At 61.0% G+C, this 25,059-nt stretch carries 24 protein-coding genes and 4 tRNA genes; 14 read left to right on the plus strand and 14 right to left on the minus strand.

Annotated elements, in window-relative coordinates:
* The first annotated feature begins 8 nt into the window (after positions 1-8).
* From pilB to yacG, 5 genes are read left to right on the plus strand one after another with little or no spacing between them, the layout of a single operon-like run.
* Positions 9-1,709: a type IV-A pilus assembly ATPase PilB gene (gene pilB / locus KI235_RS25840; protein ID WP_013694231.1), complete on the plus strand. Its 1,701-nt coding sequence runs from the start codon at positions 9-11 to the stop codon at positions 1,707-1,709.
* A gap of 2 nt (positions 1,710-1,711) precedes the next feature.
* Positions 1,712-2,929: a type II secretion system F family protein gene (locus tag KI235_RS25845; protein WP_003205670.1), complete on the plus strand. Its 1,218-nt coding sequence runs from the start codon at positions 1,712-1,714 to the stop codon at positions 2,927-2,929.
* A gap of 1 nt (position 2,930) precedes the next feature.
* Positions 2,931-3,800 (plus strand): A24 family peptidase, encoded by an 870-nt coding sequence (locus tag KI235_RS25850; protein WP_003205672.1) that lies wholly within the window; start codon positions 2,931-2,933, stop codon positions 3,798-3,800.
* On the plus strand, positions 3,800-4,423 hold the full coding sequence (gene coaE / locus KI235_RS25855) for a dephospho-CoA kinase (protein WP_003205673.1): 624 nt from the start codon (positions 3,800-3,802) through the stop codon (positions 4,421-4,423). The genes KI235_RS25850 and coaE overlap by 1 nt, the downstream gene beginning before the upstream one ends.
* Entirely contained in the window at positions 4,420-4,626 is a 207-nt protein-coding gene (gene yacG, locus KI235_RS25860; RefSeq protein WP_003205675.1) for a DNA gyrase inhibitor YacG, read from the plus strand. Before coaE ends, yacG begins: the two co-directional genes overlap by 4 nt.
* Here yacG and KI235_RS25865 read toward each other — a convergent pair.
* The 3 genes from KI235_RS25865 to KI235_RS25875 form a co-directional block, all read right to left on the minus strand.
* Entirely contained in the window at positions 4,623-4,838 is a 216-nt protein-coding gene (locus KI235_RS25865) for a hypothetical protein (RefSeq protein ID WP_013694234.1), read from the minus strand. The two genes, yacG and KI235_RS25865, sit on opposite strands and share 4 nt — an antisense overlap.
* Positions 4,839-4,901: 63 nt before the next feature.
* Complete coding sequence (locus KI235_RS25870) at positions 4,902-5,588, minus strand: energy-coupling factor ABC transporter permease (RefSeq protein WP_003205678.1); 687 nt, start codon at positions 5,586-5,588, stop codon at positions 4,902-4,904.
* 41 nt (positions 5,589-5,629) lie between these two features.
* Positions 5,630-6,040, minus strand: coding sequence for a tautomerase family protein (locus tag KI235_RS25875; protein ID WP_003205679.1), 411 nt, complete (start codon positions 6,038-6,040; stop codon positions 5,630-5,632).
* 151 nt (positions 6,041-6,191) lie between these two features.
* On the opposite strand from KI235_RS25875, the gene KI235_RS25880 reads away from it, so the two are divergent.
* The 5 genes from KI235_RS25880 to KI235_RS25900 all read left to right on the plus strand — a co-directional run bounded on the left by KI235_RS25880 (position 6,192) and on the right by KI235_RS25900 (position 10,368).
* Entirely contained in the window at positions 6,192-7,085 is an 894-nt protein-coding gene (locus KI235_RS25880) for a LysR substrate-binding domain-containing protein (RefSeq protein WP_003205681.1), read from the plus strand.
* Positions 7,086-7,632: 547 nt separating this feature from the next.
* On the plus strand, positions 7,633-8,259 hold the full coding sequence (locus KI235_RS25885; RefSeq protein ID WP_003205682.1) for a DUF1780 domain-containing protein: 627 nt from the start codon (positions 7,633-7,635) through the stop codon (positions 8,257-8,259).
* Complete coding sequence (locus KI235_RS25890) at positions 8,256-8,783, plus strand: MOSC domain-containing protein (RefSeq protein ID WP_003205684.1); 528 nt, start codon at positions 8,256-8,258, stop codon at positions 8,781-8,783. Before KI235_RS25885 ends, KI235_RS25890 begins: the two co-directional genes overlap by 4 nt.
* 52 nt (positions 8,784-8,835) lie before the next feature.
* Positions 8,836-9,009, plus strand: a complete 174-nt coding sequence (locus KI235_RS25895) for a DUF3094 domain-containing protein (RefSeq protein ID WP_003205686.1) — start codon at positions 8,836-8,838, stop codon at positions 9,007-9,009.
* 60 nt (positions 9,010-9,069) lie between these two features.
* Positions 9,070-10,368 (plus strand): NAD(P)/FAD-dependent oxidoreductase, encoded by a 1,299-nt coding sequence (locus KI235_RS25900; protein ID WP_003205688.1) that lies wholly within the window; start codon positions 9,070-9,072, stop codon positions 10,366-10,368.
* 129 nt (positions 10,369-10,497) lie between these two features.
* Here the strand turns inward: KI235_RS25900 and KI235_RS25905 are convergent, their stop codons facing one another.
* The 8 genes from KI235_RS25905 to rluD all read right to left on the minus strand — a co-directional run bounded on the left by KI235_RS25905 (position 10,498) and on the right by rluD (position 17,360).
* Positions 10,498-12,123, minus strand: coding sequence for a methyl-accepting chemotaxis protein (locus KI235_RS25905; protein ID WP_013694235.1), 1,626 nt, complete (start codon positions 12,121-12,123; stop codon positions 10,498-10,500).
* Between the two features lie 146 nt (positions 12,124-12,269).
* Positions 12,270-12,346 (minus strand) — tRNA-Pro (locus KI235_RS25910).
* 93 nt (positions 12,347-12,439) lie between these two features.
* Positions 12,440-12,515: transfer RNA gene (locus tag KI235_RS25915), tRNA-Lys, on the minus strand.
* 5 nt (positions 12,516-12,520) lie between these two features.
* A tRNA-Pro gene (locus tag KI235_RS25920) sits at positions 12,521-12,597 on the minus strand.
* Positions 12,598-12,604: 7 nt separating this feature from the next.
* A tRNA-Asn gene (locus KI235_RS25925) sits at positions 12,605-12,680 on the minus strand.
* A gap of 300 nt (positions 12,681-12,980) precedes the next feature.
* Entirely contained in the window at positions 12,981-15,545 is a 2,565-nt protein-coding gene (clpB, locus tag KI235_RS25930; protein ID WP_003205692.1) for an ATP-dependent chaperone ClpB, read from the minus strand.
* A 130-nt stretch (positions 15,546-15,675) separates the two neighbouring features.
* Entirely contained in the window at positions 15,676-16,401 is a 726-nt protein-coding gene (gene pgeF, locus KI235_RS25935) for a peptidoglycan editing factor PgeF (RefSeq protein ID WP_003205694.1), read from the minus strand.
* Positions 16,398-17,360, minus strand: coding sequence for a 23S rRNA pseudouridine(1911/1915/1917) synthase RluD (gene rluD, locus KI235_RS25940; protein ID WP_003205696.1), 963 nt, complete (start codon positions 17,358-17,360; stop codon positions 16,398-16,400). Before rluD ends, pgeF begins: the two co-directional genes overlap by 4 nt.
* A gap of 150 nt (positions 17,361-17,510) precedes the next feature.
* Between rluD and KI235_RS25945 the strand changes: the two genes are divergently transcribed.
* The 4 genes from KI235_RS25945 (at position 17,511) to KI235_RS25960 (ending at position 21,808) form a co-directional block, all read left to right on the plus strand.
* Positions 17,511-18,527, plus strand: coding sequence for an outer membrane protein assembly factor BamD (locus KI235_RS25945; protein WP_003205698.1), 1,017 nt, complete (start codon positions 17,511-17,513; stop codon positions 18,525-18,527).
* Between the two features lie 125 nt (positions 18,528-18,652).
* Positions 18,653-18,886: a PP0621 family protein gene (locus tag KI235_RS25950; protein ID WP_013694237.1), complete on the plus strand. Its 234-nt coding sequence runs from the start codon at positions 18,653-18,655 to the stop codon at positions 18,884-18,886.
* Entirely contained in the window at positions 18,876-20,465 is a 1,590-nt protein-coding gene (locus tag KI235_RS25955) for an ATP-binding protein (protein WP_003205701.1), read from the plus strand. The genes KI235_RS25950 and KI235_RS25955 overlap by 11 nt, the downstream gene beginning before the upstream one ends.
* Entirely contained in the window at positions 20,462-21,808 is a 1,347-nt protein-coding gene (locus KI235_RS25960; protein ID WP_212795359.1) for a sigma-54 dependent transcriptional regulator, read from the plus strand. Before KI235_RS25955 ends, KI235_RS25960 begins: the two co-directional genes overlap by 4 nt.
* A 91-nt stretch (positions 21,809-21,899) precedes the next feature.
* Here the strand turns inward: KI235_RS25960 and KI235_RS25965 are convergent, their stop codons facing one another.
* The 3 genes from KI235_RS25965 to KI235_RS25975 form a co-directional block, all read right to left on the minus strand.
* Positions 21,900-22,265, minus strand: a complete 366-nt coding sequence (locus KI235_RS25965) for a DUF6124 family protein (RefSeq protein ID WP_003205705.1) — start codon at positions 22,263-22,265, stop codon at positions 21,900-21,902.
* A gap of 1,235 nt (positions 22,266-23,500) precedes the next feature.
* Complete coding sequence (thiO, locus tag KI235_RS25970; RefSeq protein ID WP_003205709.1) at positions 23,501-24,601, minus strand: glycine oxidase ThiO; 1,101 nt, start codon at positions 24,599-24,601, stop codon at positions 23,501-23,503.
* Positions 24,602-24,656: 55 nt separating this feature from the next.
* Positions 24,657-25,058 carry a type IV pilin protein gene (locus KI235_RS25975; RefSeq protein WP_003205711.1) on the minus strand — a complete coding sequence of 134 codons (402 nt, stop codon included), beginning with the start codon at positions 25,056-25,058 and terminating at the stop codon, positions 24,657-24,659.
* Position 25,059 lies beyond the last annotated feature (1 nt).

The following is a 25,059-nucleotide window of genomic DNA, read 5'->3' on the forward strand; positions in this document are numbered from 1 at the left end:
GGATTCCCATGAATGACATCGCCCTCAGCGGCCTGACCAAGCAATTGGTGCTGGCCGAACTGCTCACCGAGCAAAGTGCGCACCAGGCGTATCAACAGGCGCAACGCAATCGCATCCCCCTGGTCAGCTATCTGGTGCAGAACAAACTGGTCCAGAGCCGACAGGTCGCGGAGATCGCCTCGGAGCATTTCGGCGTCGCCCTGCTGGACCTCAACAGCCTGGACAAAGAAACCCAACCCACCGGCCTGGTCAGCGAAAAACTGGTGCGCCAGCATCACGCCCTGCCGCTGTGGCGGCGCGGCAACAAGCTGTACGTGGGCATCTCCGACCCGACCAATCACCAGGCCATCAATGACATCCAGTTCAGCACCGGCCTGACCACCGAAGCCATCCTGGTGGAGGACGACAAGCTCAGCGACGCCATCGAAAAGTTTTTCGAATCCAGCAGCACGGGCCTGGAAGGCATGGGCGATGTCGACCTCGACGGCCTGGACATCGAATCGATCGACGACACCAGGCAGGACTCCATCGCCGGCCAGGACACCGACGACGCGCCCGTGGTGCGCTTCGTCAACAAGATGCTGCTGGACGCGATCAAGGGCGGCTCTTCCGACCTGCACTTCGAGCCCTACGAAAAAATCTACCGGGTGCGGGTGCGCACCGACGGCATACTGCGGGAAGTGGCCAGGCCGCCGATCCAGTTGGCCAACCGTATCGCCGCACGCCTGAAAGTCATGGCCAGCCTGGATATTTCCGAGCGGCGCAAACCCCAGGACGGGCGCCTGAAAATGCGCCTGTCGAAAACCAAGTCCATCGATTTCCGGGTCAACACCCTGCCCACGCTCTGGGGCGAAAAAGTGGTGATCCGGATCCTCGACCCGTCCAGCGCACAAATGGGCATCGATGCCCTGGGCTACGAACCGGACCAGAAAGACCTGTACATGGCCGCCCTCAAGCAACCGCAAGGGCTGATCCTGGTGACTGGCCCAACCGGCTCGGGCAAGACCGTGTCGCTCTACACCGGACTGAATATCCTCAACACCGTGGACATCAACATTTCCACCGCCGAAGACCCGGTGGAAATCAACATGGAAGGCATCAACCAGGTCAACGTGAACCCGCGCCAGGGGCTGGATTTCGCCCAGGCCCTGCGCTCGTTCCTGCGCCAGGACCCGGACGTGATCATGGTCGGTGAGATCCGCGACCTGGAAACCGCCGAGATCGCCATCAAGGCCGCCCAGACCGGGCACCTGGTGCTCTCCACCCTGCACACCAACAGCGCCGCCGAAACCCTGATCCGCCTGCAGAACATGGGCATTCCGGGGTTCAACATCGCCACCGCCGTGCACCTGATCATTGCCCAGCGGCTGGCGCGCAAGCTGTGCAGTCACTGCAAGAAGGCCATCGAGATTCCCGAGGAAACCTTGCTCAAGGAAGGTTTCCCTCGGGAACGCATCGGCACATTCACGATCTATGAGCCGGTCGGTTGCGAACAGTGCAACAACGGTTACAAAGGGCGCGTGGGGGTTTACGAAGTGGTCAAGAACACGCCCGAGCTGCAACGGCTGATCATGGCCGAGGGCAACTCGCTGGAAATCGATCTGCAAATGCGCAAGGACGGTTTCAATGACCTGCGCACCTCGGGGCTGCTCAAAGTGATGCAGGGCGTCACCAGCCTCGAAGAAATCAACCGGGTCACCAAGGATTGAACATGGCGGTCAAGGCAGTCAAAACCGATGTTTACACTTGGGAAGGCAAGGACCGCAAAGGCACGAAAATGAGTGGCGAGCTGACGGGTCAAAGCCCGGCGCTGGTCAAGGCACAGCTGCGCAAACAAGGCATCAACCCGCAGAAGGTGCGCAAGAAATCCACCTCGATATTCAGCAAGGGCAAGCGCATCAAGCCGCTGGATATCGCCCTCTTCACCCGCCAGATGGCCACCATGCTCAAGGCTGGTGTGCCGCTGTTGCAGGCGTTCGACATCATTGGCGAAGGCTTCGACAACCCCAACATGCGCAAGCTGGTGGACGAGGTGAAGCAGGAAGTCGCCGCTGGCAACAGCTTCGCCGCGGCGCTGCGCAAGTGCCCGCAATATTTCGACGAGCTGTACTGCAACCTGGTAGACGCCGGCGAGCAGGCCGGTGCCCTGGACACGCTGCTGGACCGGGTCGCGACCTACAAGGAAAAGAGCGAAGCGCTCAAGGCCAAGATCAAGAAAGCCATGACCTATCCAGCGGCAGTGGTCCTCGTCGCCGCAGTGGTCACGGGGATCCTGCTGGTCAAGGTCGTGCCGCAATTCGAATCGGTATTCTCCGGGTTTGGCGCGAAACTGCCAGCCTTCACAGTGATGGTCATAGGCCTGTCGGAAATCATGCAGCAATGGTGGTGGGTGATGCTTGGCGGGGCGGTGGGGGCTTTTTTTGGCGTGAAGTATGCGCTCAGGCGTTCGGAGCGCTTTCGCGACTGGCGCGACAAATGGCTGCTCAAGCTGCCGCTGATCGGCACCTTGCTGTACAAATCCGCCGTGGCCCGCTACGCCCGCACGCTGTCCACTACCTTCGCCGCCGGCGTGCCGCTGGTGGAGGCCCTGGATTCGGTGTCTGGCGCCACCGGCAACGTGGTATTCAAACGTGCCGTGCAGCGCATCAAGCAGGAGGTCTCGACCGGCATGCAGTTGAATTTCTCCATGCGTGCCTCAGGGATTTTTCCGAACCTGGCGGTCCAGATGACCGCCATCGGCGAGGAATCCGGTGCGCTGGACGACATGCTCGACAAGGTGGCGAGCTTTTATGAGGCCGAGGTGGACAATCTGGTGGACAACCTCACCAGCCTGATGGAACCCTTCATCATGGTGGTCCTGGGGGTGGTCGTCGGTGGCCTGGTAGTTGCCATGTACCTGCCCATCTTTCAACTCGGCTCTGCGATCTGACATGCCCCTGAGCGAATTCTTCGTGCTGTATCCCCTGGCTTTCGTGCTCGTTGCAGCATTGCTCGGCCTGATCATCGGCAGCTTCCTCAACGTGCTGGTGTGGCGCCTGCCGAAGATGCTCAACCGCGAATGGCGCCTGCAGGCCCACGACCTGCTGGGCCTGCCGGCCGAAACCCCGGGCCCGGTCTACAACCTGATGCTGCCCCACTCCCAGTGCCCGCACTGCGGCCATCGCATCCGCCCCTGGGAAAACATTCCGCTGCTCAGCTACCTGATACTGCGCGGCCGCTGTTCGAGCTGCGCCGCGCCCATCGGCAGGCGTTACCCCCTGACCGAATTGGCCTGCGGCGCGTTATCGGCGTTCGTCGCCTGGCATTTCGGTTTTGGCTGGCACGCCGCGATGGTGATGGTGTTGACCTGGGGCCTGCTGGCCATGAGCCTGATCGACGCCGAGCATCAATTGCTGCCCGATACCCTGGTGCTGCCGCTGTTGTGGCTGGGCTTGATCATCAACAGCTTCGGGCTCTTCGTGTCCTTGAACCAGGCGATGTGGGGCGCGGTGGCCGGCTACCTGGCGCTGTGGTCGGTGTTCTGGGTGTTCAAGCTGATCACCGGCAAGGAAGGCATGGGCTATGGGGATTTCAAGCTGCTGGCGATGCTCGGCGCCTGGGGTGGCTGGCAGATCCTGCCGCTGACGCTGCTGCTGTCGTCGTTGGTCGGCGCCGTTATTGGGGCGATTGTGCTGCGCTTGCGTGATGCCCCGGGGTCGACGCAGATCCCCTTTGGACCTTATCTGGCCATTGCCGGCTGGATTGCCTTGCTCTGGGGTGGTCAAATAACCGACTTCTATTGGCAGTCTGTCGGTTTTTAATGAATACCTCAGTGAAAAAACCCTGGATTCTCGGCCTGACCGGTGGCATCGGCAGCGGCAAGAGCGCGGCGGCCCAGCATTTCATCGACCTGGGCGTGCACGTCATCGACGCCGATCATGCGGCGCGCTGGGTGGTCGAGCCCGGGCGTCCGGCGCTGGCGAAAATCGCCGAGCACTTCGGCCCCGGCGTATTGCAGGCCGACGGCGCCCTGGACCGAGCGGCGCTGCGCAAGTTGATCTTCGAGAATGCCGATGAACGCCGCTGGCTCGAGGCGCTGCTGCATCCGCTGATCGCCGAGGAAATCGCCCATCATCTGGCCCAGGCACAATCGCCCTATGCGATCCTGGTATCGCCGCTGCTGATCGAGTCAGGGCAGTACACCATGACCCAGCGGATCCTGGTGATCGATGCGCCGGAACAATTGCAGATCGAACGTACGTTGCAGCGCGACCAGACCAGCGAACAGCAGGTCCAGGCGATTCTCAAGGCCCAGTCCAGCCGCCAGGATCGCCTGAGCCATGCCAACGACGTGGTGGTCAACGATCGCGACCTCGCCTGGCTGCACAGCGAGGTCGAGCGCCTGCATCACTTTTACCTTACTTTGCGTGGAGGCCAATCATGAGCCAAACCCCAACCGTTGATTGCCCAACCTGTGGCGCCCCTGTGGAATGGAGCCCGGAGAGCAAGTTCCGGCCGTTCTGCTCTGACCGCTGCAAACTGATCGACCTCGGCGCCTGGGCGTCGGAAGAACACAAGATCCCGGTCAGCCCCGACGCCGAGGACGAGCTGTTCAGCGAAGACTTCGAGCCTCGCTCACATCATTAAGGCCGCATGAAACCGTAGTCCTGTTCATCGTCGAGGTTTTCCGCCAGGAAACTCAACTCATCGGCCAGGTCTTCAGGGCTGCGCACTGTCTTGCTCTGTTGCACGATCGCACTGAGCAAGGCGCGCAGGCTCAAGCCTGGGTCAAAACCAATCTCCATTGCGGCATCGTGGCTACGCCTGATCTCTTGTCTCGCCCACTCATAAACACTCATGGTTGTGCTCCTGGAAGTTTTCCAAAGCATGAAGGGCGTGTGGTGGTGCAGCCTTGACGTGAATCAAGGCTTGTCATCATCGTTCCACGGAGCCGACAGGTAGCGCGTGCGGTTGAAGGTCTCCAGCCATTCGGGACTGAACACCACCAACGCACTGATCACCATGCCGTTGATGAAGGCCTCGGGGAAGATGATCAACCAGAGGTAGCCGACAAAATCTTCCAGCCAGTAAGGCATGGCGAATATACCGTCGTACCACAGCAGACCAAGCCCCAGCAGCAGGCACGCCAACGCCGAAAGCGCGGCCGCGAGAAACCCCGAACAGAAGATATACACGAACAGATTGCGCGGCTGGGCGCGCTCCACCAGGATCGCGCAACACTCGGTGACCAGCACCGGCAACAGGATCAGCAGCGCACCGTTGACCCCTACCGCGGCCATGTCCTGACGGCCCAGTAGCACCAGCGCGAGCTGCGCGCACAGGCCACCGAGGATCGCCAACGGCCAGTCCAGCAGCAGCGTCACGGCAGTCATGCCAATGAAGTGATACGAAACGCCCGTATCGAAATCCCGGCGCACCAGCCACAGCATGAACAACGCCAGCACCGTGCCGAACAGCAGGTGCTGGCGACGGCTGTCGGTGAACAGTTCGACCCACGGCGCCCGCACCACGGCCCAGGCCAACACCGGCACATACACCAGCCAACCGGCCGCCAGGGTCTGCGGTGAAAGCAGTTCGGCACCGATCATGGGCTACTCCTGCGAGAACTAGAACGCCGTCCGTGCGCTACTTAAGTAGCGACACTTCCTGGCTGTTGTACCAAGGCCATTGCAAACTTACCAAAGCCTACCGACCAATCCGAATAGTCATTCTCGTGCATGAAGATGAAAACGTCTTGCGGACGAACCTGGGCTTGAACCCCGAGATTGTCCGCGATTTTTTTGTAGAGCTCGCGCTTCATCGCATCACTGCGCCCTCTGCGCATCGTAATCTCAATCACGATCAAATGGTCTGAACGAGCCACACCGTTAAACGTGCGGCTGTAGAAAAACTGTTCAGGGTCATAGTCCGTGACCAGGTTGAACAATTCATCCTCGGGCATACCAATGCTCTCGACCAGCGCTTGATGTATGCCATCGACGATGCGCTGACGTTGCTGCTGGCTGGTGCCCTTGATGACGGCGGTACGAACGAATGGCATGTGAGGTGCTCTCAATTTGATAGGGAATGCCCCTCAATCCTGGCGACTCGGAACAGTCGGCAGACACTGCGGGGGCCGGGGGATTCTGCAAAATACGCCCGATACCTGATATCGATTTATACGCTCGATGTAATTGAGTTAAAGTCACTTTATGAAACGTCGCCTCCCCCCATTGAATGCGCTGCATACCTTCGAGGCCGCTGCCCGACTGGGCAAAATGATCGCGGCCGCCGAGGAGCTGTCTGTCACGCCTGGCGCGGTGAGTCGCCAGGTACGCCAGCTGGAGCTGAGTCTTGGTGTGGACCTGTTCGAAGGCCCAAAAAACAAACCTCAGCTCACCGTTGCCGGTAGAGAACTGCTGCCGGAACTGACGGCCGCACTGGATCAGATCGAGGCCGCGGTGAGCAGGGTCCGAGACACGGCGACAGGCACCTTGGACGTGTCCTGCTTCAGCACATTTACGGTCAAGTGGCTGATACCGCGTCTTTTCGACTTCAATACGACTTATCCAGGGATCAAGATTCGCCTGAGCTCACCGGTTCACGGGAGCGATCCGGGCCGGGATCGCTATGACGTGATGATCACGGCTGAACAGGGCATCGTGGGCGAGCAGAAAAACACCGTCCGGCTGTTTCCTGAACGATTGGGCGTCGTGTTGTCGCCCACCTTATCCGCACGTATTCAATTAGCCGACGTGGGCTCGATTTTCAGCCATCCCCTCCTGCATACCAAAACCCGTCCGGATGCCTGGGCAAACTGGGGGGATGCGATTGGACACCAGGCCACCGCGCCGGCCGGGCTGGAATACGAGCACTATTACTTTACGTTGGAGGCGGCGATTGCCGGCCTGGGGATTTGTGTCGCCCCATGGCACTTGGTGGCTGACGACATTCGCCTGGGTCGCCTGGTGGCGCCGTTCGGGTTTCGCCCGAGCCGCTACGTCTATATCGCCAAGCGCAGCGCGCAGCAGAGCAAGAAGCTGGATTTGTTTTGCGCTTGGTTGGCGTGTCAGGCTGAACAGGATGGCATGCTGGGGCCTGCCTGAGGGTAATGCTACTCACTTGAGCGTTTATCGGAATTTTATCTTCCATTCCGAGATCTGTTTCAGCCTGGCGTGTATATCCGTTTCTGCGGTAACGCCTACTTAGGGTTTCGCCCTTACGGCGAGTCACTTTCGAAAAGCCCGGAAGCCGACCCAGTCGAAAGTAACCAAAGCGCTCCTGCCCCACCACTCGGTGCCTCGCCTAGGCTCGGCATGCCTGGCTCTCCCGGTCGTACATCCGTTAGATCTGTGGGAGCAAAGCTTGCTCGCGATAGCGGTCTGTCAGGCAACATCAATGTTGAATGCGCCGCCATCTTCGCGAGCAAGCCCGCTCCCACACTGTTTTTGAGGCATGCACAAAAACCAACGTTCACCGCAGCCCCCCCTGTGGGAGCGAGCCTGCTCGCGATAGCGGTGGTGCAGATGCATAGAGGCTCGCCCCCTTGCTTTAGGCTCTAAGTGAACAGCATTACCTGGCCTGAGCGGAAATTTGCCCCTTCACAGCAAGCTTTATTTTTTTTGATCACATTTGAACGCTAAGCTTGGGCTCATGGATGACTCAGATTACTTACGCCTGCTGACCATCGCGGCCGAGCAAGCCAACGCCTTTCTCTCCAATGCCCGCAAATGGGAGCGTGAGCGTTGGGTCTGCCAGCGTCTGCTGCAAGGGCTGAACGTGCCTTATCGCGCCGACGAGTTCGCGCCGGCCGGCGAGCCGCCGGACGTGTTGTTTCGCGATGCCAATTTCGAGGTGTTTTTCGTGCTCGACGAGGGCCGCCGCCTCAATGACGAATGGCGCGATGAACTGCAACGCCGCCGCAGCGCTTTCTCCCTGAGCCAGCTGGTGCGTCGTGAGGCCAAGCCGCGGCGGATCCCGGCCAATGAGTTCCTGATGCGGCTGGCCCCGACCCTGCGCAAGAAAGCTCACAACTACACCGAGCGCGGCATGGACCTGGGCGACCTGGACATCATCGCCTTCGCCAGTCTCAAGCGCGAAGTGCTGGACCTCAACAGTCACTTCCCACCACCGACCGAATACCTGCGCCAGGGCTGGCGCTCGCTGTCACTGGTGGGGCCGACGTTTGCCCGGGTGCTGTTCGCCCACCCCGACGCGCCGGACTTCCTGCGCAGCAACCTGGGTCGCAGCATCGTGTTCGATGTCGGGATCAGCCTGTGAGCCCACTGCAGGAACTGATTGCCGCTGTGCCCCAGCAAGGCCGCGTACGCTGGATTGGCGTACGACCCCAGGGCCATGCACCCATGATCGAACTGGACGCCGTGGAGGCCCGCCTGGAGGCTGGGCTGACCGGCGATCATGCCCGCCCCGGCGTGCGCAATGCGCGGCAAGTGACGCTGATCCAATGGGAGCACCTGGCCGTGATCGGCGCGCTGATGGGCCGTCCCGAAGACCGGCCCGTGCTGCCACAGGAGCTGCGACGCAATATTGTGGTCAGCGGCATCAATCTGTTCAGCCTCAAGGGCCGGCGCTTTCGCATTGGCCAAGCCATTTTTGAAACCACCGGTTGGTGCCAGCCTTGTGCCCGACTGGAGCGAAACCTCGGCGAAGGTACGTTCCAGGCGGTACGCGGCCATGGCGGAATCACCGCCCGGGTGTTAAAAAGTGGAATCATTCGCCTGGACGACAGCCTGAGCGTCGAACCCGTTCCGGCGAGCGGCTACGCTGCTTTCAATGCCGGCTAGCCGGACGCTGTAACGTCTTCACATTCCGCAACGTCTACCTGACGAGGCCTTTATGACCAGCCGCCTGAACCCAGAAGACCAGAAGCATGTCGAAGAGTACCTGCAACTGTCCCAGCACCGAGTCGAGCGCCGGCCTTTCCGGCCGTGGATGCTCCTGGTGGTGGTACTGGCCGTGACCATCGGCCTGGGCCTGTTGAGCCGACTGATCAGTTACCTGACGCTATGAGTTGCATGGCACTCGCGCAGGTAACGGCACCGATTTCCTTTAGCCTTGCGAGATATCCCCATGACTCATCGTATTGTCATCGTTGGCGGCGGCGCCGGCGGTCTGGAGTTGGCTACCCGTCTGGGTAAGACTCTGGGCAAGCGTGGCACGGCCAGTGTGATGCTGGTCGACGCGAACCTGACCCACATCTGGAAACCGCTGCTGCACGAAGTGGCCGCCGGCTCCTTGAACTCCTCCGAAGACGAACTCAACTATGTCGCCCAGGCAAAATGGAACCACTTCGAGTTCCAGCTGGGGCGCATGAGCGGCCTGGATCGCGAGCGCAAGAGAATCCAACTGGCCGCCACCTATGACGAGACCGGCGTCGAGCTGTTGCCGGCCCGGGAACTGGGCTACGACACCCTGGTGATTGCCGTCGGCAGCACCACCAATGACTTCGGCACCGAAGGCGCGGCGCAGCACTGCCTGTTCCTCGACACCCGCAAACAGGCCGAGCGCTTCCATCAGCAATTGCTGCACCACTATCTGCGCGCCCACGCCGGGCAGACCGATATCGTCGAGCGCATCAGCGTCGCCATTGTCGGCGCCGGTGCGACCGGGGTCGAACTGGCCGCCGAGCTGCATAATGCCGCCCACGAACTGCACGCCTACGGCCTGGACCGGATCAAACCGGAGAACATGCACATCACCCTGATCGAGGCGGGCCCACGCGTCTTGCCGGCCCTGCCGGAGCGTATCGGCGGGCCGGTGCACAAGACCCTGGAAAAACTCGGGGTCAACGTCATGACCAACGCCGCCGTCAGCCAGGTGACCGCCGACAGCCTGATTACCGCGGACGGCAAAGTGATCGACGCGAGCCTGAAAGTCTGGGCCGCCGGGATTCGCGCCCCGGACTTCCTCAAGGACATCGACGGGCTGGAGACCAACCGGATCAACCAGTTGCACGTGCTGCCCACTTTGCAGACCACCCGCGACGAGAACATCTTCGCCTTCGGCGACTGCGCCGCCTGCCCGCAACCCGGCAGCGAGCGCAACGTCCCACCTCGCGCCCAGGCCGCACACCAGCAAGCCTCACTGCTGGCCAAATCCTTGAAGCTGCGGATCGAGGGCAAGGCCCTGCCGGAATACAAATACACCGACTACGGCTCGCTGATCTCGCTGTCGCGGTTCTCGGCAGTGGGCAACCTGATGGGCAACCTGACCGGCAGCGTGATGCTCGAAGGCTGGCTGGCGCGGATGTTCTATGTGTCGCTGTACCGCATGCACCAGATGGCGCTGTACGGCATGTTCCGCACGGCCATGTTGATGCTGGGTAGCAAGATCGGGCGTGGGACCGAGCCTCGGCTGAAGCTGCACTGAGTCAGCAGCACTGACATTGAATGATCCACCGTCATCGCGAGCAAGCTCGCTCCCACAGTTGATCGCGGTCATCCTGTGGGAGCGAGCTTGCTCGCGATGAGGTCGGTACAGCCAGTACTGAATCCTCGATCAAACCTGAAACCGCTGCACCATCATGCGCAGCGAATTCGCCAGCTGCGACAACTCATGGCTGGACGCGCTGGTCTGGCCCGCGCCGGAAGCCGAGCGCACCGACAAATCACGAATGTTCACCAGGTTGCGATCCACCTCGCGGGCCACTTGCGCCTGTTCTTCGGCGGCGCTGGCGATCACCAGGTTGCGTTCGTGGATTTCATTGACCGACGCCGTGATGGTCTGCAACGCGTCCCCCGCCCGTTCCGCCATGGCCAGGGTACTGGCGGCGCGACTGGAGCTGGCCTGCATGGAGTCGAGTGCCTGGGTGGCACCGCTGCGCATGCCCTGGACCATTTGCTCGATTTCCTGGGTCGATTGCTGCGTGCGATAAGCCAGCGCCCGCACCTCATCGGCCACCACCGCAAACCCACGCCCGCTCTCACCCGCCCGGGCCGCTTCGATGGCCGCGTTGAGGGCCAGCAGGTTGGTCTGCTCGGCGATGGCGCGGATCACGTCCAGCACCTTGCCAATATCCTGCGATTGGTTGGCCAGGGATTGCACCAGGCCACCGGTCACCTGCACATCGCTGGCGAGGGCGCCGATGGCATCGACCGTGTCGCTGACCCGCTGCTGCCCAAGGGACGCCGATTCACTGGACTGACGCGTGGCATCGGAGGTGGAAACCGCATTGCGCGCAACCTCCTCCACGGCAGTGGTCATTTCGGTGACGGCCGTGGCCGCCTGTTCAATTTCGTTGTTCTGTTGTTGCAGGCTGTGGGTGCTGTCGAGCGTGACAGCGTTCAGCTCATCGGCGGCGGTGGCCAGTTGCGCGGCCGAACCGCTGATGCCCTGCAACGTCTCACGCAGATTCTGCTGCATGGCCGCCAACGCCTTGAGCAAGCGACTCACTTCGTCGTTGCCATGGGTCTCGATTGGCCGGGTCAGGTCACCCCGGGCGACGTTCTCCGCAGCGTTGAGCGCCTCACCCAAGGGCTTGACGATACTGCGCGTAAGCAACATGGCCAGGGCTACCGTGGCCAGGGCGGCAAGCACAACGAACAGGCTGACGATCATGCGGGAATTGGCGTAGTGCTCCTGGGACTTCTGGCTCTCGATGGAGACCTGCTTGGAGAACAGCTCCGCCAGGTCGTTGAGCTGCTTGCCGGAACCGTCCACCACGGTCTTCATGTCCACCAGCAGCAGCTTGATCAGCTCATCCCGACGCCCTTGTTCTGCCAGGGTGAAAGATTGCGCAATACCTGCACGGTAAGCGGCGAAGGTCTGCTTGAACTGGTCGTAGAGGGCTTTGCCTTCAGGCGTCACAACGAGCTTTTCGTAGGCAGTGATTTTTTCGCTCAGCTCCTTGTCGCGCGTATCCATCTGCCCGCGATACACCGCAATGTTCTTCGGGTCCTGATCCAGGGCCATGCGCAGGGAAATGGTGCGGATCCGCAGCATCCACTCGCGGATCTCGTCACCGCCGCGAATGCTCGGCAGCCACTGGGTTTCCACCGCGACTTCACTGTCACGAATACTCGACATCTGTCCCAGTGCGAACACCCCGAGCAACGCCACCAGCACGGCGATCAAGGCAAAACCCAACGCGGCACGAGGGGCGATATTCAACTGACGAAGAACCATAGGGAATGCCTTTTTTATTGTTGGCCTGAAGTGGGGCCAGGCCCCTGTCGGCGGGTTATCGGCAGGTTGTACGATGTCTTAAGTCCAATTCACTTTATCGCAGGCAAAAAAAATCCCCGTATCTTTCGATACGAGGATTTTTAATATGGTCGGGGTAAGGGGATTCGAACTCCTGACATCCTGCTCCCAAAGCAGGCGCGCTACCGGACTGCGCTATACCCCGGTAAAAAAAAGGCGACCTTCGCAAGTCGCCTTCTCGATCAGCGCTTTTGGCCTCTGATCTTAAGATTCGATTCCAGCGAGCTGGTTTCAAAAATGGTGGGTCGTGTGGGATTCGAACCTACGACCAATTGGTTAAAAGCCAACTGCTCTACCAACTGAGCTAACGACCCAAAAATGGTCGGGGTAAGGGGATTCGAACTCCTGACATCCTGCTCCCAAAGCAGGCGCGCTACCGGACTGCGCTATACCCCGATTGAAATGGCTCCGTGACCAGGACTCGAACCTGGGACCCAATGATTAACAGTCATTTGCTCTACCGACTGAGCTATCACGGAACTGATATTTCAAGTTACAACGTTGAAGCTAGCTTCAACCTCTTCTACCCTTACGCATCGCTGCGTTCGTGTGTCTGAGGCGCGCTATTCTACAATCTTCAAAACCTCTGTCAACCCCTTAAATTGCTTTCAAGACAATGATTTGCAACTTATTTTGGATTCCTTCTCAGCGAGAAGTAACCCTTGGGGTGACTGACTGCGGGGCGCACTTTACAAGCCTTTTCCTTTGAGTTCAACGGCCTGATGAAAAAAATGGCCTCGCAAAGCGAGGCCATCTCAATTGCAGGCAGTGCCAGCCTTTCAGTTGAAGACGATTTCGTCGTTCTCCACTGTACCGGTCACAGTCTCACCAGGCATGAACCGACCGGACAGGATCAACTGCGCCAGCGGGTTTTCGATCCAGCGCTGGATCGCCCGCTTCAGCGGCCGTGCGCCATAGACCGGGTCGTAACCCACCGCAATCAGCTTGTCCAACGCCTCGTCGCTCAACTGCAGTTTCAGCTCACGTTCGGTGAGGCGACTGCGCAGGCGACCCAACTGGATCTCGGTAATGCCGGCAATCTGATCACGAGCCAATGGCTCGAAGATCACCACTTCGTCGACCCGGTTGATGAACTCCGGCCGGAAGTGCGTAGAGATCGCGTCCATCACCGCCGCACGCTGCGCCTCGCGGTCGCCCACCAGTTCCTGGATCTGCGTCGAGCCCAGGTTGGAGGTCATCACGATCACCGTGTTGCGGAAGTCCACCGTGCGCCCGTGGCTGTCGGTCAGGCGACCATCCTCCAGCACCTGCAGCAGGATATTGAACACATCCGGGTGCGCCTTCTCGACCTCATCGAGCAGGATCACCGAGTACGGCTTGCGACGCACTGCCTCGGTCAGGTAACCGCCCTCTTCATAACCGACATAACCCGGTGGCGCACCGATCAGCCGTGCCACGGAATGTTTCTCCATGAACTCGGACATGTCGATGCGCACCATGGCCTCTTCAGTGTCGAAGAGGAACTCGGCCAGCGCCTTGCACAGCTCGGTTTTACCGACACCGGTCGGGCCGAGGAACATGAACGAGCCGCTCGGCCGGTTCGGGTCCGATAGCCCGGCACGGGAACGACGCACGGCGTTGGACACCGCCACCACCGCCTCTTCCTGGCCGATCACACGCTGGTGCAGCAGGCTTTCCATCTTCAGCAGCTTGTCACGCTCGCCTTCGAGCATTTTCGAAACCGGAATGCCGGTCCACTTGGAGACCACTTCGGCGATTTCTTCCTCGGTGACCTTGCTGCGCAGCAACTGGTTTTCGCTCTTGCCGTGCTGGTCGACCATCTGCAGGCTGCGCTCCAGATCCGGGATCACCCCGTACTGCAGCTCGGCCATGCGGTTGAGGTCGCCTTTACGACGGGCCGCTTCCAGCTCCTGGCGGGATTGTTCGATCTTCTGCTGGATCTGCGCCGAGCCCTGGACTTCGGCTTTCTCCGAGTTCCAGATTTCCTCGAGGTCGGAATACTCACGCTCGTGACGAACGATTTCTTCCTGCAACCTTTCCAGACGCTTCTTCGCCGCTTCGTCGCTTTCTTTCTTCAGGGCCTGGGACTCGACCTTGAGTTGAATCAGGCGCCGCTCCAACCGATCGAGCACTTCGGGCTTGGAGTCGATTTCCATGCGGATACGGCTCGCGGCTTCGTCGATCAGGTCGATGGCCTTGTCCGGCAACTGGCGGTCGGTGATGTAGCGGTGGCTGAGCTTGGCCGCCGCGATGATCGCGCCATCGGTGATCGCCACCTTGTGGTGAACTTCGTAGCGTTCTTTGAGGCCGCGCAGGATGGCGATGGTGTCTTCCTCGCTCGGCTCCTCCACCAGCACTTTCTGGAAGCGCCGCTCGAGGGCTGCGTCCTTCTCTATATATTGGCGGTACTCGTTGAGCGTGGTCGCGCCGACGCAGTGCAACTCGCCACGGGCCAGCGCGGGCTTGAGCATGTTGCCGGCGTCCATCGAGCCTTCGCCCTTGCCCGCACCGACCATGGTGTGCAGTTCGTCGATGAACAGGATGATCTGCCCTTCCTGCTTGGACAGCTCATTGAGCAGGGCCTTGAGCCGTTCTTCGAATTCACCACGGTACTTGGCACCGGCGATCAAGGCCCCCATGTCCAGGGACAACAGGCGTTTACCCCTGAGGCCGTCCGGCACTTCGCCGTTGATGATGCGCTGGGCCAGGCCCTCGGCGATGGCGGTTTTACCCACGCCTGGCTCACCGATCAGCACCGGGTTGTTCTTGGTACGGCGTTGCAGCACCTGGATCGTGCGGCGGATTTCATCGTCGCGACCGATCACCGGGTCGAGCTTGCCTTCCTCGGCACGCTTGGTCAGGTCGACCGTATATTTGTCCAGTGCCTGGCGCGACTCCTCGTGGTTGGCGTCGTTGACCGCTTCGCCGCCACGCAGGTTGTTGATGGCATTTTCCAGGGCTTTCTTGCTCACGCCCTGGCCGAGCAACAATTTGCCGAGCTTGCTGTTCTCGTCCATGGCGGCGAGTAGCACCAGCTCGCTGGAAATGAACTGGTCGCCCTTCTGCTGGGCCAGGCGATCGGCCTGGTTGAGCAGCCGCGCCAGGTCCTGGGACATGTTCACGTCACCGGTGGGGTTCTGGATCTTGGGTAACTGGTCGAGTTCCTTGGCCAGTTCTTTGCGCAGGCTGTTGACGTCAAAGCCGACCTGCATCAGCAGGGGCTTGATGGAACCGCCCTGCTGTTCGAGCATGGCCTGCATCAAGTGCGCCGGTTCGATACCGGGATGGTCCAGGCCGACGGCCAGGGACTGGGCATCGGACAGGGCCAACTGTAATTTGCTGGTTAAACGATCAATACGCATGGGTCACCTTCCTAATGAGCAGGCCGGACCTTGGAAACATCCTGAATGAAGAAACCTGCCAGATACCGTTATAGATGTGGTCGATTCTGGAAGATTCAAGCCGGGCGCCCTTGATACAGATCAGAGAAGTCTAGCGTTCGATCCAGATCAACGAGGCGAAGCGACCAGTGCGCGGGTTGCGGCGGTAGGAAAAGAACCGAGGGTCGGTCACGGTGCAGAGACCGCCACCGTAGACGGCCGTGACACCGCGTGCGGCCAGGCGCAGCCGTGCCAACGCGTAGATATCGGCCAGGAACTTGTCGGCGTTGGGGCTCGCAGTAAAGGCTTGTGCCGCCTGGGGCAGTTGCGCGATGAAGGCTTCACGCACTTCCGGCCCGACTTCAAACGCTTGCGGACCGATGGCCGGGCCGAGCCAGGCGAGGATTTCATCCGCGGGCACGGCAAGGCTGTCGAGGGTAGCTTCCAGCACGCCGCTCGCCAGCCCGCGCCAGCCGGCATGGGCCGCCGCAACGCGGGTGCCGATACGGTTGCAGAACAGCACGGGCAGGCAGTCCGCGGTCATCGCGGTGCAGGCGATACCGGGCGTGTCGGTCCAACTGGCATCGGCAGCCGCCACCTGGGCCGGATCAGCCTCGACCACGGCAATGCCGTGGACCTGCTGCAGCCAGGTCGGGGTGATGGCGAATTGATCGGTGAGACGCCGACGGTTTTCGGCGACGGCCACAGGATCGTCGCCCACATGGTCGCCCAGGTTGAGGCTGTCGAACGGCGCCAGGCTGACGCCGCCCGCACGGGTCGTGACACAGGCCTTGACCCGAGCCGGCGCGGGCCAGTCGGGTATCAGCCAGTCACTCATCCGATGAACGCCTCGCGGTCCTGCTTGAGCAACGTCAGCAGCCAGACGAAATCATCCGGCAACGGCGACTCCCAGCTCATGCGCTTGCCGGTCGTCGGATGATCCAGCTCCAGGAAACGTGCATGCAGCGCCTGGCGCGGGAAGTTCTTCAGCGATTCGACCATGGTCTGGCTGGCAGCCGGCGGAATGCGGAAACGACCGCCGTAGGCCGGGTCGCCCACCAACGGGAAGTTGATGTGGGCCATGTGTACACGGATCTGGTGGGTCCGACCGGTTTCCAGCTTGACCCGCACATGGGTGTGGGAGCGGAAACGCTCGAGCACGCGATAATGGCTGACCGCCTGCTTGCCGCCCTCCATCACCGCCATGCGCTGGCGCTGCTGGCCGTGACGACCGATGGGGGCGTTGATCTTGCCACCGGCGGTGACGACCCCGATCACGATACATTCATAGATGCGGCTGACGCTGCGGCTTTGCAGCTGTGTGACCAGCTGTGTCTGCGCCTGGATGGTCTTGGCCACCACCATCAGACCGGTGGTGTCCTTGTCCAGGCGATGGACGATGCCTGCACGCGGCACATTGATAATGTCCGGTACGTGGTGCAGCAAGGCATTGAGCAAGGTGCCATCAGCATGGCCGGCAGCCGGGTGCACCACCAGGCCCGCAGGCTTGTTGATCACCAGGATGTCATCGTCTTCGTAGACGATGTCCAGGGCGATGTCCTGGGCGACCCATTCTCCCTGGGCCTCCTGTTCGGCAGTCAGCTCGAGAATGGCACCGCCGTGGACGATGTCGCGCGGACGGATCACCGCCCCATCCACAGTCAGGCGGCCGTCCTTGATCCAGGCGGAAAGGCGCGAGCGAGAGTGCTCGGCAAAGAGTTGTGCGGCGACTTGATCGAGGCGTTGGCCGCCCAATTCGGACGGCACCTCTGCGCGAAGTTCTATTTTATCGGACATGCTCGGACTGGGCGTCGGCACAGCCTTTGGTTTCGGCTGCGCGCTTGTGGTTAAATACGGCGTCTTTTGCCCCGAGGCTTTCAACGGGGCGCTCATCATAACAGGACGGCCCCGCCCAAGACAGCGGCCGTCATAGGGACGCAAGCCGCCATGCAAGTGAAACACCTGCTGCTGATCGCCATCCTCGCATTGACTGCTGCTTGCTCGTCGAAGGAAGTCGTAGACGAAAACCTGAGCGAAGTCGAACTGTACCAACAGGCGCAGAACGACCTGGATAACAACAGCTATACCAGCGCCACCGCCAAGCTGAAGGCGCTGGAGTCGCGGTATCCGTTCGGTCGCTACGCCGATCAGGCCCAGTTGGAGCTGATCTACGCCAACTACAAGAACGCCGAGCCGGAAGCCGCCAAGTCCGCCGCCGAGCGTTTCATTCGCCTGCACCCGCAGCACCCGAATGTCGATTACGCCTATTACCTCAAGGGCCTGACCTCCTTCGACCAGGACGTCGGCCTGCTGGCGCGCTTCCTGCCGCTGGACATGACCAAGCGTGACCCGGGCGCGGCGCGCGACTCCTACAATGAGTTCGCCCAACTGACCAGCCGCTTCCCCAACAGCCGCTACTCGCCGGACGCCAAGCAGCGCATGATCTACCTGCGCAACCTGCTGGCCTCCTACGAGATCCACGTGGCCGACTACTACCTGACCCGTCAGGCCTACGTCGCCGCCGCCAACCGTGGCCGCTACGTAGTGGAAAACTTCCAGGAAACCCCTTCGGTGGGTGATGGCCTGGCCGTGATGACCGAAGCCTACCAGCGCCTGCACTTGGACGAACTGGCGGCCACCAGCCTGGAAACCCTCAAGCTGAACTACCCGGATCACCCATCCCTGGTCGATGGCCAGTTCACCCCACGGGTCGACGAAGCGGACAACCGTTCGTGGCTGAGCAAGGCGACCCTGGGCCTGATCGAGTCCCGTCCACCGCTGCCGCCAGGCGAGACACGCGCCAACCAGGACGTACAGCGCCAGTTCCAGGATGCCAAGGAAGCCATCCCGAACGAACTCAAGCCCAAGGATGAAAATGGCGACGTGATCGAGGAAGAAGAGCCTGAAAGCGAGTCCAGCGACCGCTCCTGGTTCAGCCACCTGACCTTTGGTCTGTTCGACTGAGATCAAGGCATCCCAAAAAAGGGAGACCCGACGGTCTCCCTTTTTTTTGCCTGGGTTTTATTGCGCTGTGCGCCGTTCCTGTCCTTGGCTAAACTGCCTGATCTCTAGCCAAAAAGCCGCCCATCATGCTTCGTTTACTGTTCTGGATCGCCCTGATTGCCGCCGCGGTATGGTTCTGGCGCAAGTTCAAGGGGGGCTCCTCCGCGCCGAACGCTCCCCGCGAGCAGGACGCACCGCCCATGGTCCGTTGCGCCCATTGCGGCGTACACCTGCCCCGTGACCGGGCGCTGGCCCTCGAACAACAATGGTATTGCAGCCAGGCTCACCTTGAGCAAGGCCCGGGCACTCGTGAGCGCTGAGGCCTCAAGCCCACGCGAAAAACAGGCGCAGCGCCTGCTGCGTCTCTATCACCTGTATCGCCTGAGCATCGGCATCACCCTGGTGCTGCTGATCTCCAGCAAACTGGACAACCGCCTGCTGGAGTTCGCCAATGACGACCTGCTGCGCAGTGGCAGTTGGTTGTACCTGGTGCTGAATATCCTGCTGGTGGTGTTCCTTGAGAACACCCGCCGCCCTGCCCGGCTGTTCGGCCTGGCCCTGACTGACGTGCTGCTGCTCTCGTGGCTGTTCTTCGCCGCGGGCGGTGTGCCCAGTGCCATCGGCAACCTGCTCATTGTCTCGGTGGCCATCGGCAATACGCTGTTGCGAAGCCGGGTCGGCCTGTTGATTGCCGCTGTCGCCACGATCGGTATCGTCGGGTCGACTTTTTTCCTCGGCCTCAGCGACTCAAACCGTCCCAGCAGTTATCTGCAAGCCGGCACCCTGGGGGCACTGTGTTTTGCCGCCGCCCTGCTGGTACAGGGCCTGACCCGGCGACTGGAAGCCAGTGAAACCCTGGCCGAGCAACGGGCCAGCGAGGTAATCGGCCTCGAAGCGCTCAACGCACTGATCCTGCAACGCATGCGCACCGGCATCCTGGTGCTCGACCGCGAACGGCGCGTGCAATTGGCCAACGAAAGCGCCTTGAACCTGCTGGGCATGCACGACCTGGTCGGCCAGCGAATCGATGACTATTGCACCGCTCTGGTCGAACGCCTGCAATTGTGGCTGAACAACCCCAGCCTGCGCCCCCCCAGCCTGACCGTGACCGGCACAGGCCTGACCCTGCAACCGAGCTTCATCGCCTTGGGGCATCACGATCAGCAGCAGTTGCTGGTATTCCTTGAGGACCTGGCCCAAGTTGCCCAGCAGGCCCAGCAACTGAAACTCGCGTCCCTCGGGCGCCTCACTGCTGGCATCGCCCATGAAATCCGCAACCCCTTGGGCGCCATCAGCCACGCAGCGCAATTACTGCGCGAATCCGAGGAACTGAACAACGCGGATCGGCGTCTGACGCAGATTATTCAAGATCACTCCCAACGAATGAATCGCGTCATTGAAAACGTCCTGCAGCTGTCTCGCCGCCAGCAAACCACCCCCCAACGCCTCGACCTGCGGACCTGGCTCGATCAGTTCGTCCGGCAGGCCCGCGAAAGCATGGCCGAGCACCAGCACTTGCACCTGAGCATCGACCCGGGTGACTACACCACGCTGATGGACCCCGACCAGTTGACCCAGGTACTCGACAACCTGCTGCGCAACGCCTGGCGCCACAGCGCCATGACCCACGAACAGGCCGAGGCCTGGCTGAAACTGTTCATCGATCCCCACAGCCAGCTGTCCACACTGGACATCATCGACAACGGCCCCGGTGTAACACCCGAGCAGCAGGCACATTTGTTCGAACCCTTCTTTACCACCAGCAGCCAGGGCACCGGCCTTGGGCTCTATCTGTCCCGTGAGCTGTGCGAAAGCAACCAGGCCCGCCTAGACTTCAAACCACGCCAAGGCGGCGGTTGCTTTCGCATCACCTTTGCTCACGGACGGAAACAGATTTGAATAATCGCTCACGGCAACGAATCCTGATCGTCGATGACGAACCGGACATCCGCGAACTCCTGGACATCACCCTGGGCCGGATGAAACTCGACACCCGCAGCGCCAAGAACCTTGCCGAGGCCCAAGCCCTGCTGGCGGGGGAAGCCTTCGACCTGTGCCTGACCGACATGCGCCTGCCCGATGGCACCGGCCTGGAACTGGTGCAGCACATCCAGCAACGCTACCCCCAACTGCCCGTGGCGATGATCACCGCCTATGGCAGCCTGGAAACCGCCATCGACGCCCTCAAGGCCGGCGCCTTCGACTTCCTGACCAAACCGGTCGACCTGGGTCGGCTGCGAGAGCTGGTCACCAGTGCCCTGCGCCTGCCGCCGGTCGCCACGCCGGGCACGACCCTCGAGCGCAGCCTGCTGGGCAACTCGCCACCGATGCTCAGCGTGCGCAAGCAGATCGGGAAACTCGCCCGCAGCCAGGCACCGGTGTACATCAGCGGGGAATCGGGCTGCGGCAAGGAACTGGTCGCCCGGCTGATCCACGAACAGGGCCCTCGTGCCAACCAGCGCTTCGTACCGGTCAACTGTGGGGCGATTCCCACGGAGCTGATGGAAAGCGAGTTTTTCGGCCATCGAAAAGGCAGCTTCAGCGGCGCCATCGAGGACAAGCCCGGGCTGTTCCAGGCCGCCCATGGCGGGACCCTGTTCCTCGATGAAGTGGCCGACTTGCCCTTGGCGATGCAGGTCAAGCTGTTGCGAGCCATCCAGGAAAAAGCCGTGCGCGCCGTTGGCGGCCAACAGGAAGAAGTGGTGGATGTGCGCATCCTCTGCGCCACCCACAAGGATCTGGACGGCGAAGTGGCTGCCGGGCGCTTTCGCCAGGATTTGTATTACCGGCTGAACGTCATCGAACTGCGCGTGCCGCCGTTGCGTGAACGTCGTGAAGACATCGAGCTGCTGGCTAACCACATGCTCCAGCGCCTGGCGGCCAACACCGGCAGTCCACCGGTCAGATTGCATCCCCAAGCGTTGGACGCTCTCAAGAATTACCGCTTCCCGGGCAATGTGCGAGAGCTGGAGAACATGCTCGAACGTGCCTACACCCTTTGTGAACAGCAGCAGATCGAAGCGGATGACCTGCGCCTGGCCGAGGGCAATAGTACTACTGAGGCAGGCAATCCCTATTTGATGCAGGTCGACAACCTGGAGGATTACCTGGAAGACGTTGAGCGCAAGCTCATCCTCCAGGCGTTGGAGGAAACCCGCTGGAACCGCACGGCGGCGGCGCAGCGGTTGAAGTTGTCGTTTCGGTCGATGCGGTATCGGTTGAAGAAGCTTGGGCTGGATTGAGCCACGGTTTCGAAGCCCACGTATTCCCCTGTGGCGAGGGAGCTTGCTCCCTCGCCACAGGTTCGGCGTTCACCCTCTGTAACGCCGCTCTCTAGCCCTCCGGCACAGGTACCCGCTCGTCCAGAACACGATTGGCCAATAATTCACTCAACTCAATCAATTGCTGTACCCCCAAGGCGATATGCCGCCGCGAGCCTTCAAGTTCGAAGGCCAGGTCGCTGATTGTTGCGTTGGCGCAGGCCAGGGTTTCGCTGAGGTTGGTGAGGAGACATTCGGTGTCGATACCGTCCACGACGGTGAATAGCTGGTTTGAGGCGGGTTTCTTTTTGGCTTCGGGCTTTGGGCCAAGGTAATAGTCGAGGGCGCGTTTGGCGGCTTCATCGAGCTTTTTTGGGTCAAGGCTGGCGTCAGGAGAGGCTTTATTGGTTTCTGAAGATGATGGAGGTTTGTTACACATTGCGGTACTCCAAAGAGGGAATGGATTACCAAGTTTTGCGGGCCGCGACGCCCGGACGCTGAATTGGCAGCGACGGGAAAAGGTTAGCCAGAGTTCTTCCCACCCGGCAACCGCCAGAACTCGTCGGAAAATTCTTTTTGAATCAGATTTTTGTCCGACCATTCCCACAAAGCCTGGTTGGCTGTGAGGGTGGTGTGTATATCCGTTTCTGCGGTTACGGCGGCGTAGGGTTCCGCCCTGACGGCGGCTCACTTTTGAGAAGCCCGGAAGCCGGCCCAGTCAAAAGTAAGCAAAACGCTTCTGCCCCACCACTTGGCACCTCGCTTAGGCTCGGTGTGCCCTCACTCCGGCATTGCTCCGTGGGCCCGCCGCGAAGGGCCATCCATAGCCCAGCGCGGCTATCCCGGCATCCATGCCGGGATACCCACTCCACAATGCCTGCGTTCGGCCAGCGTGGTTAACGGGGCGCCCGAGATCAACGTCCACCGCGAGGCGGCCTAACAGCCGACCTGATTTAGGGTGATCGCGTTTCTCCTGTGGGAGCGGGCTTGCTCGCGAAGGGGCCGGAGCATTCAACATATTCATCGCCTGTGCCGCCGTCTTCGCGAGCGAGCTCGCTCCCACACTGGGTCGGCGACGATCTACAGATTTTTGGCCACTGCAAATCCCTGTGGGAGCGAGCTTGCTCGCGATAGCAGTGGATCAGCTTGCATCAGCCTTGGATGTGCCACCGTCTTCGCGAGCAGGCTCGCTCCCACAATGGGATCGGAGTACGACCGGGAGAACCAGGCCGGCTGTCAGGCCGCCTCGCGAGCAAGCTTTGCTCCCACAGGTCCTGCTCAAACAGATTTGACGGGTGTACGACCAGGAGAACCAGGTCGGCTACTAGGCCGCCTCGGGGCGGACGTTGATCTCGGGCGCCCCGTTAACCACGATGGCCGAACGCAGGCATTGATCCGTGGGCATCCCGGCATGGATATGCCGGGATAGCCGCGCTGGGCCATGGATGGCCCTTCGCGGCGGGCCCACGGAGCAATGCCGGAGTGAGGGCACACCGAGCCTAGGCGAGGTGCCGAGTGGTGGGGCAAAGCGCTTTTGCTTACTTTTGGCGCTCTTCCAAAAGTGACCCGCTGTAAGAGCGGAACCCTAAGCAGCCGTTACCGCAGCAATGGATATGTACTCGATCAACACACCGCCATCGCAAGCAAACTCGCTCCCACAGGAAAAACCGAACCTTACAACCGCCCCGCCGGCGCATACGGCACAGGATCGATCACCGGCTCACGCCCCAACATCAAATCCGTAAACAACTGACACGACGCCGGCGCCAACACCAACCCATTGCGATAATGCCCACAGTTCAACCACAGCCCCGCTACCCCCGGCACCTCGCCGATATAGGGGATGCCTTCAGGCGAGCCAGGCCGCAACCCAGCCCAATGCCCGACCACCTCAGCGCCCGCCAGCGCCGGAATCAGCTGCTGCGCCGAAGCCTTCAGGCTCTCCAACGCAGTATCCGTCGGGGTCTTGTCGAAGCCCTCACGCTCCAGCGTACTGCCAACCAGAATATGCCCATCACGGCGCGGAATCGCATAACGCCCCTTGGCCAGGACCATGCTCGACAGAAAATCCGACGCACACTTGTACAGAATCATCTGACCCTTGACCGGCTCGACCGGCAACTTCAAGCCCAAGGTCTTGAGCAACTCGCCACTCCACGCACCGGCGGCCAGTACCACCTCATCGCCACGAATTTCTCCGGCAGAACTGTGCACGCCCACCACACGCCCACCGTCGCGAATGAACCCACTGACTTCGCAATGTTCATGAAGCGTGACGTTCGGCATCGCCAGCAAGGCAGCCTTGAGGGACTTCACCAATCGGGGATTGCGCACGTTGGCCACGTCGGCCATGTAGATCGCCCGGGAAAAACCCGCGCCCAACACCGGCACGGCATCGTGGACAGCCGAAATATCCACAGCCCGCATCGGCCGCCCTTCCCGCTCGGCCCAGGCCAGCGCTTCGTCCTGATCGTCCAGGTCCAGCCAATACAGACCGGTGACATGCACCTGCGGATCAATTCCGGTCGCGGCGAACAAACGCTCGCCCAGCTGTGGATAAAAATCCTGCGACCAATGGGCCAGCGCCGTGATCGCCGGGCTGTAGCGCCAGGGGTACAACGGCGACACGATACCGCCGCCGGCCCAGGACGATTCCTGACCGACACTGGAACGGTCCAGCAGCACCACACGCTGCCCTTCGGACGCCAGATTGAACGCCGTCAGCAGGCCAATGACTCCGCCGCCGACAATCACCACTTGCTGTTGCCTGGTCATGTTCTGATTCGACTCATAAGACAGAGGGCGCAAGGCTGCACCCGAAAAAAGAAACTCAGCGGCCCCAGCAATCCTTGGCCGTCAGCCCGGCAGCCTGGTTGACCATGTCTCGCGTGCCCGTGTTGTTGATCCTGAAATCACCGCACTTATCCGTCGCCATGGACGAGCCACTCTTGCGCACAGCGGTCAGGGTGAAGCTCTGGTCCGCCAGCGTCGGGGTAATGGTATAGAAATCGTTGCCGCCGCTCAGGCCGGTCGCATTGGTGTAGACGTTGTTCTTCGAGTAATAGCGCTCGAGAATCTGCGCCTGCTCCGATAACAGCCCGGCGATTTCGGTCCGCCGGCCCTTCTTCATGTATTCGGTCAGGCTCGGATAGCCGACGGTGATCACGATACCGATGATCGCGATCACGATCATGATTTCGATCAAGGTGAAACCTCGGTTGGATCTGCGCATG

The organism is Pseudomonas sp. St386 (assembly GCF_018325865.1).
GTDB lineage: Bacteria > Pseudomonadota > Gammaproteobacteria > Pseudomonadales > Pseudomonadaceae > Aquipseudomonas > Aquipseudomonas brassicacearum.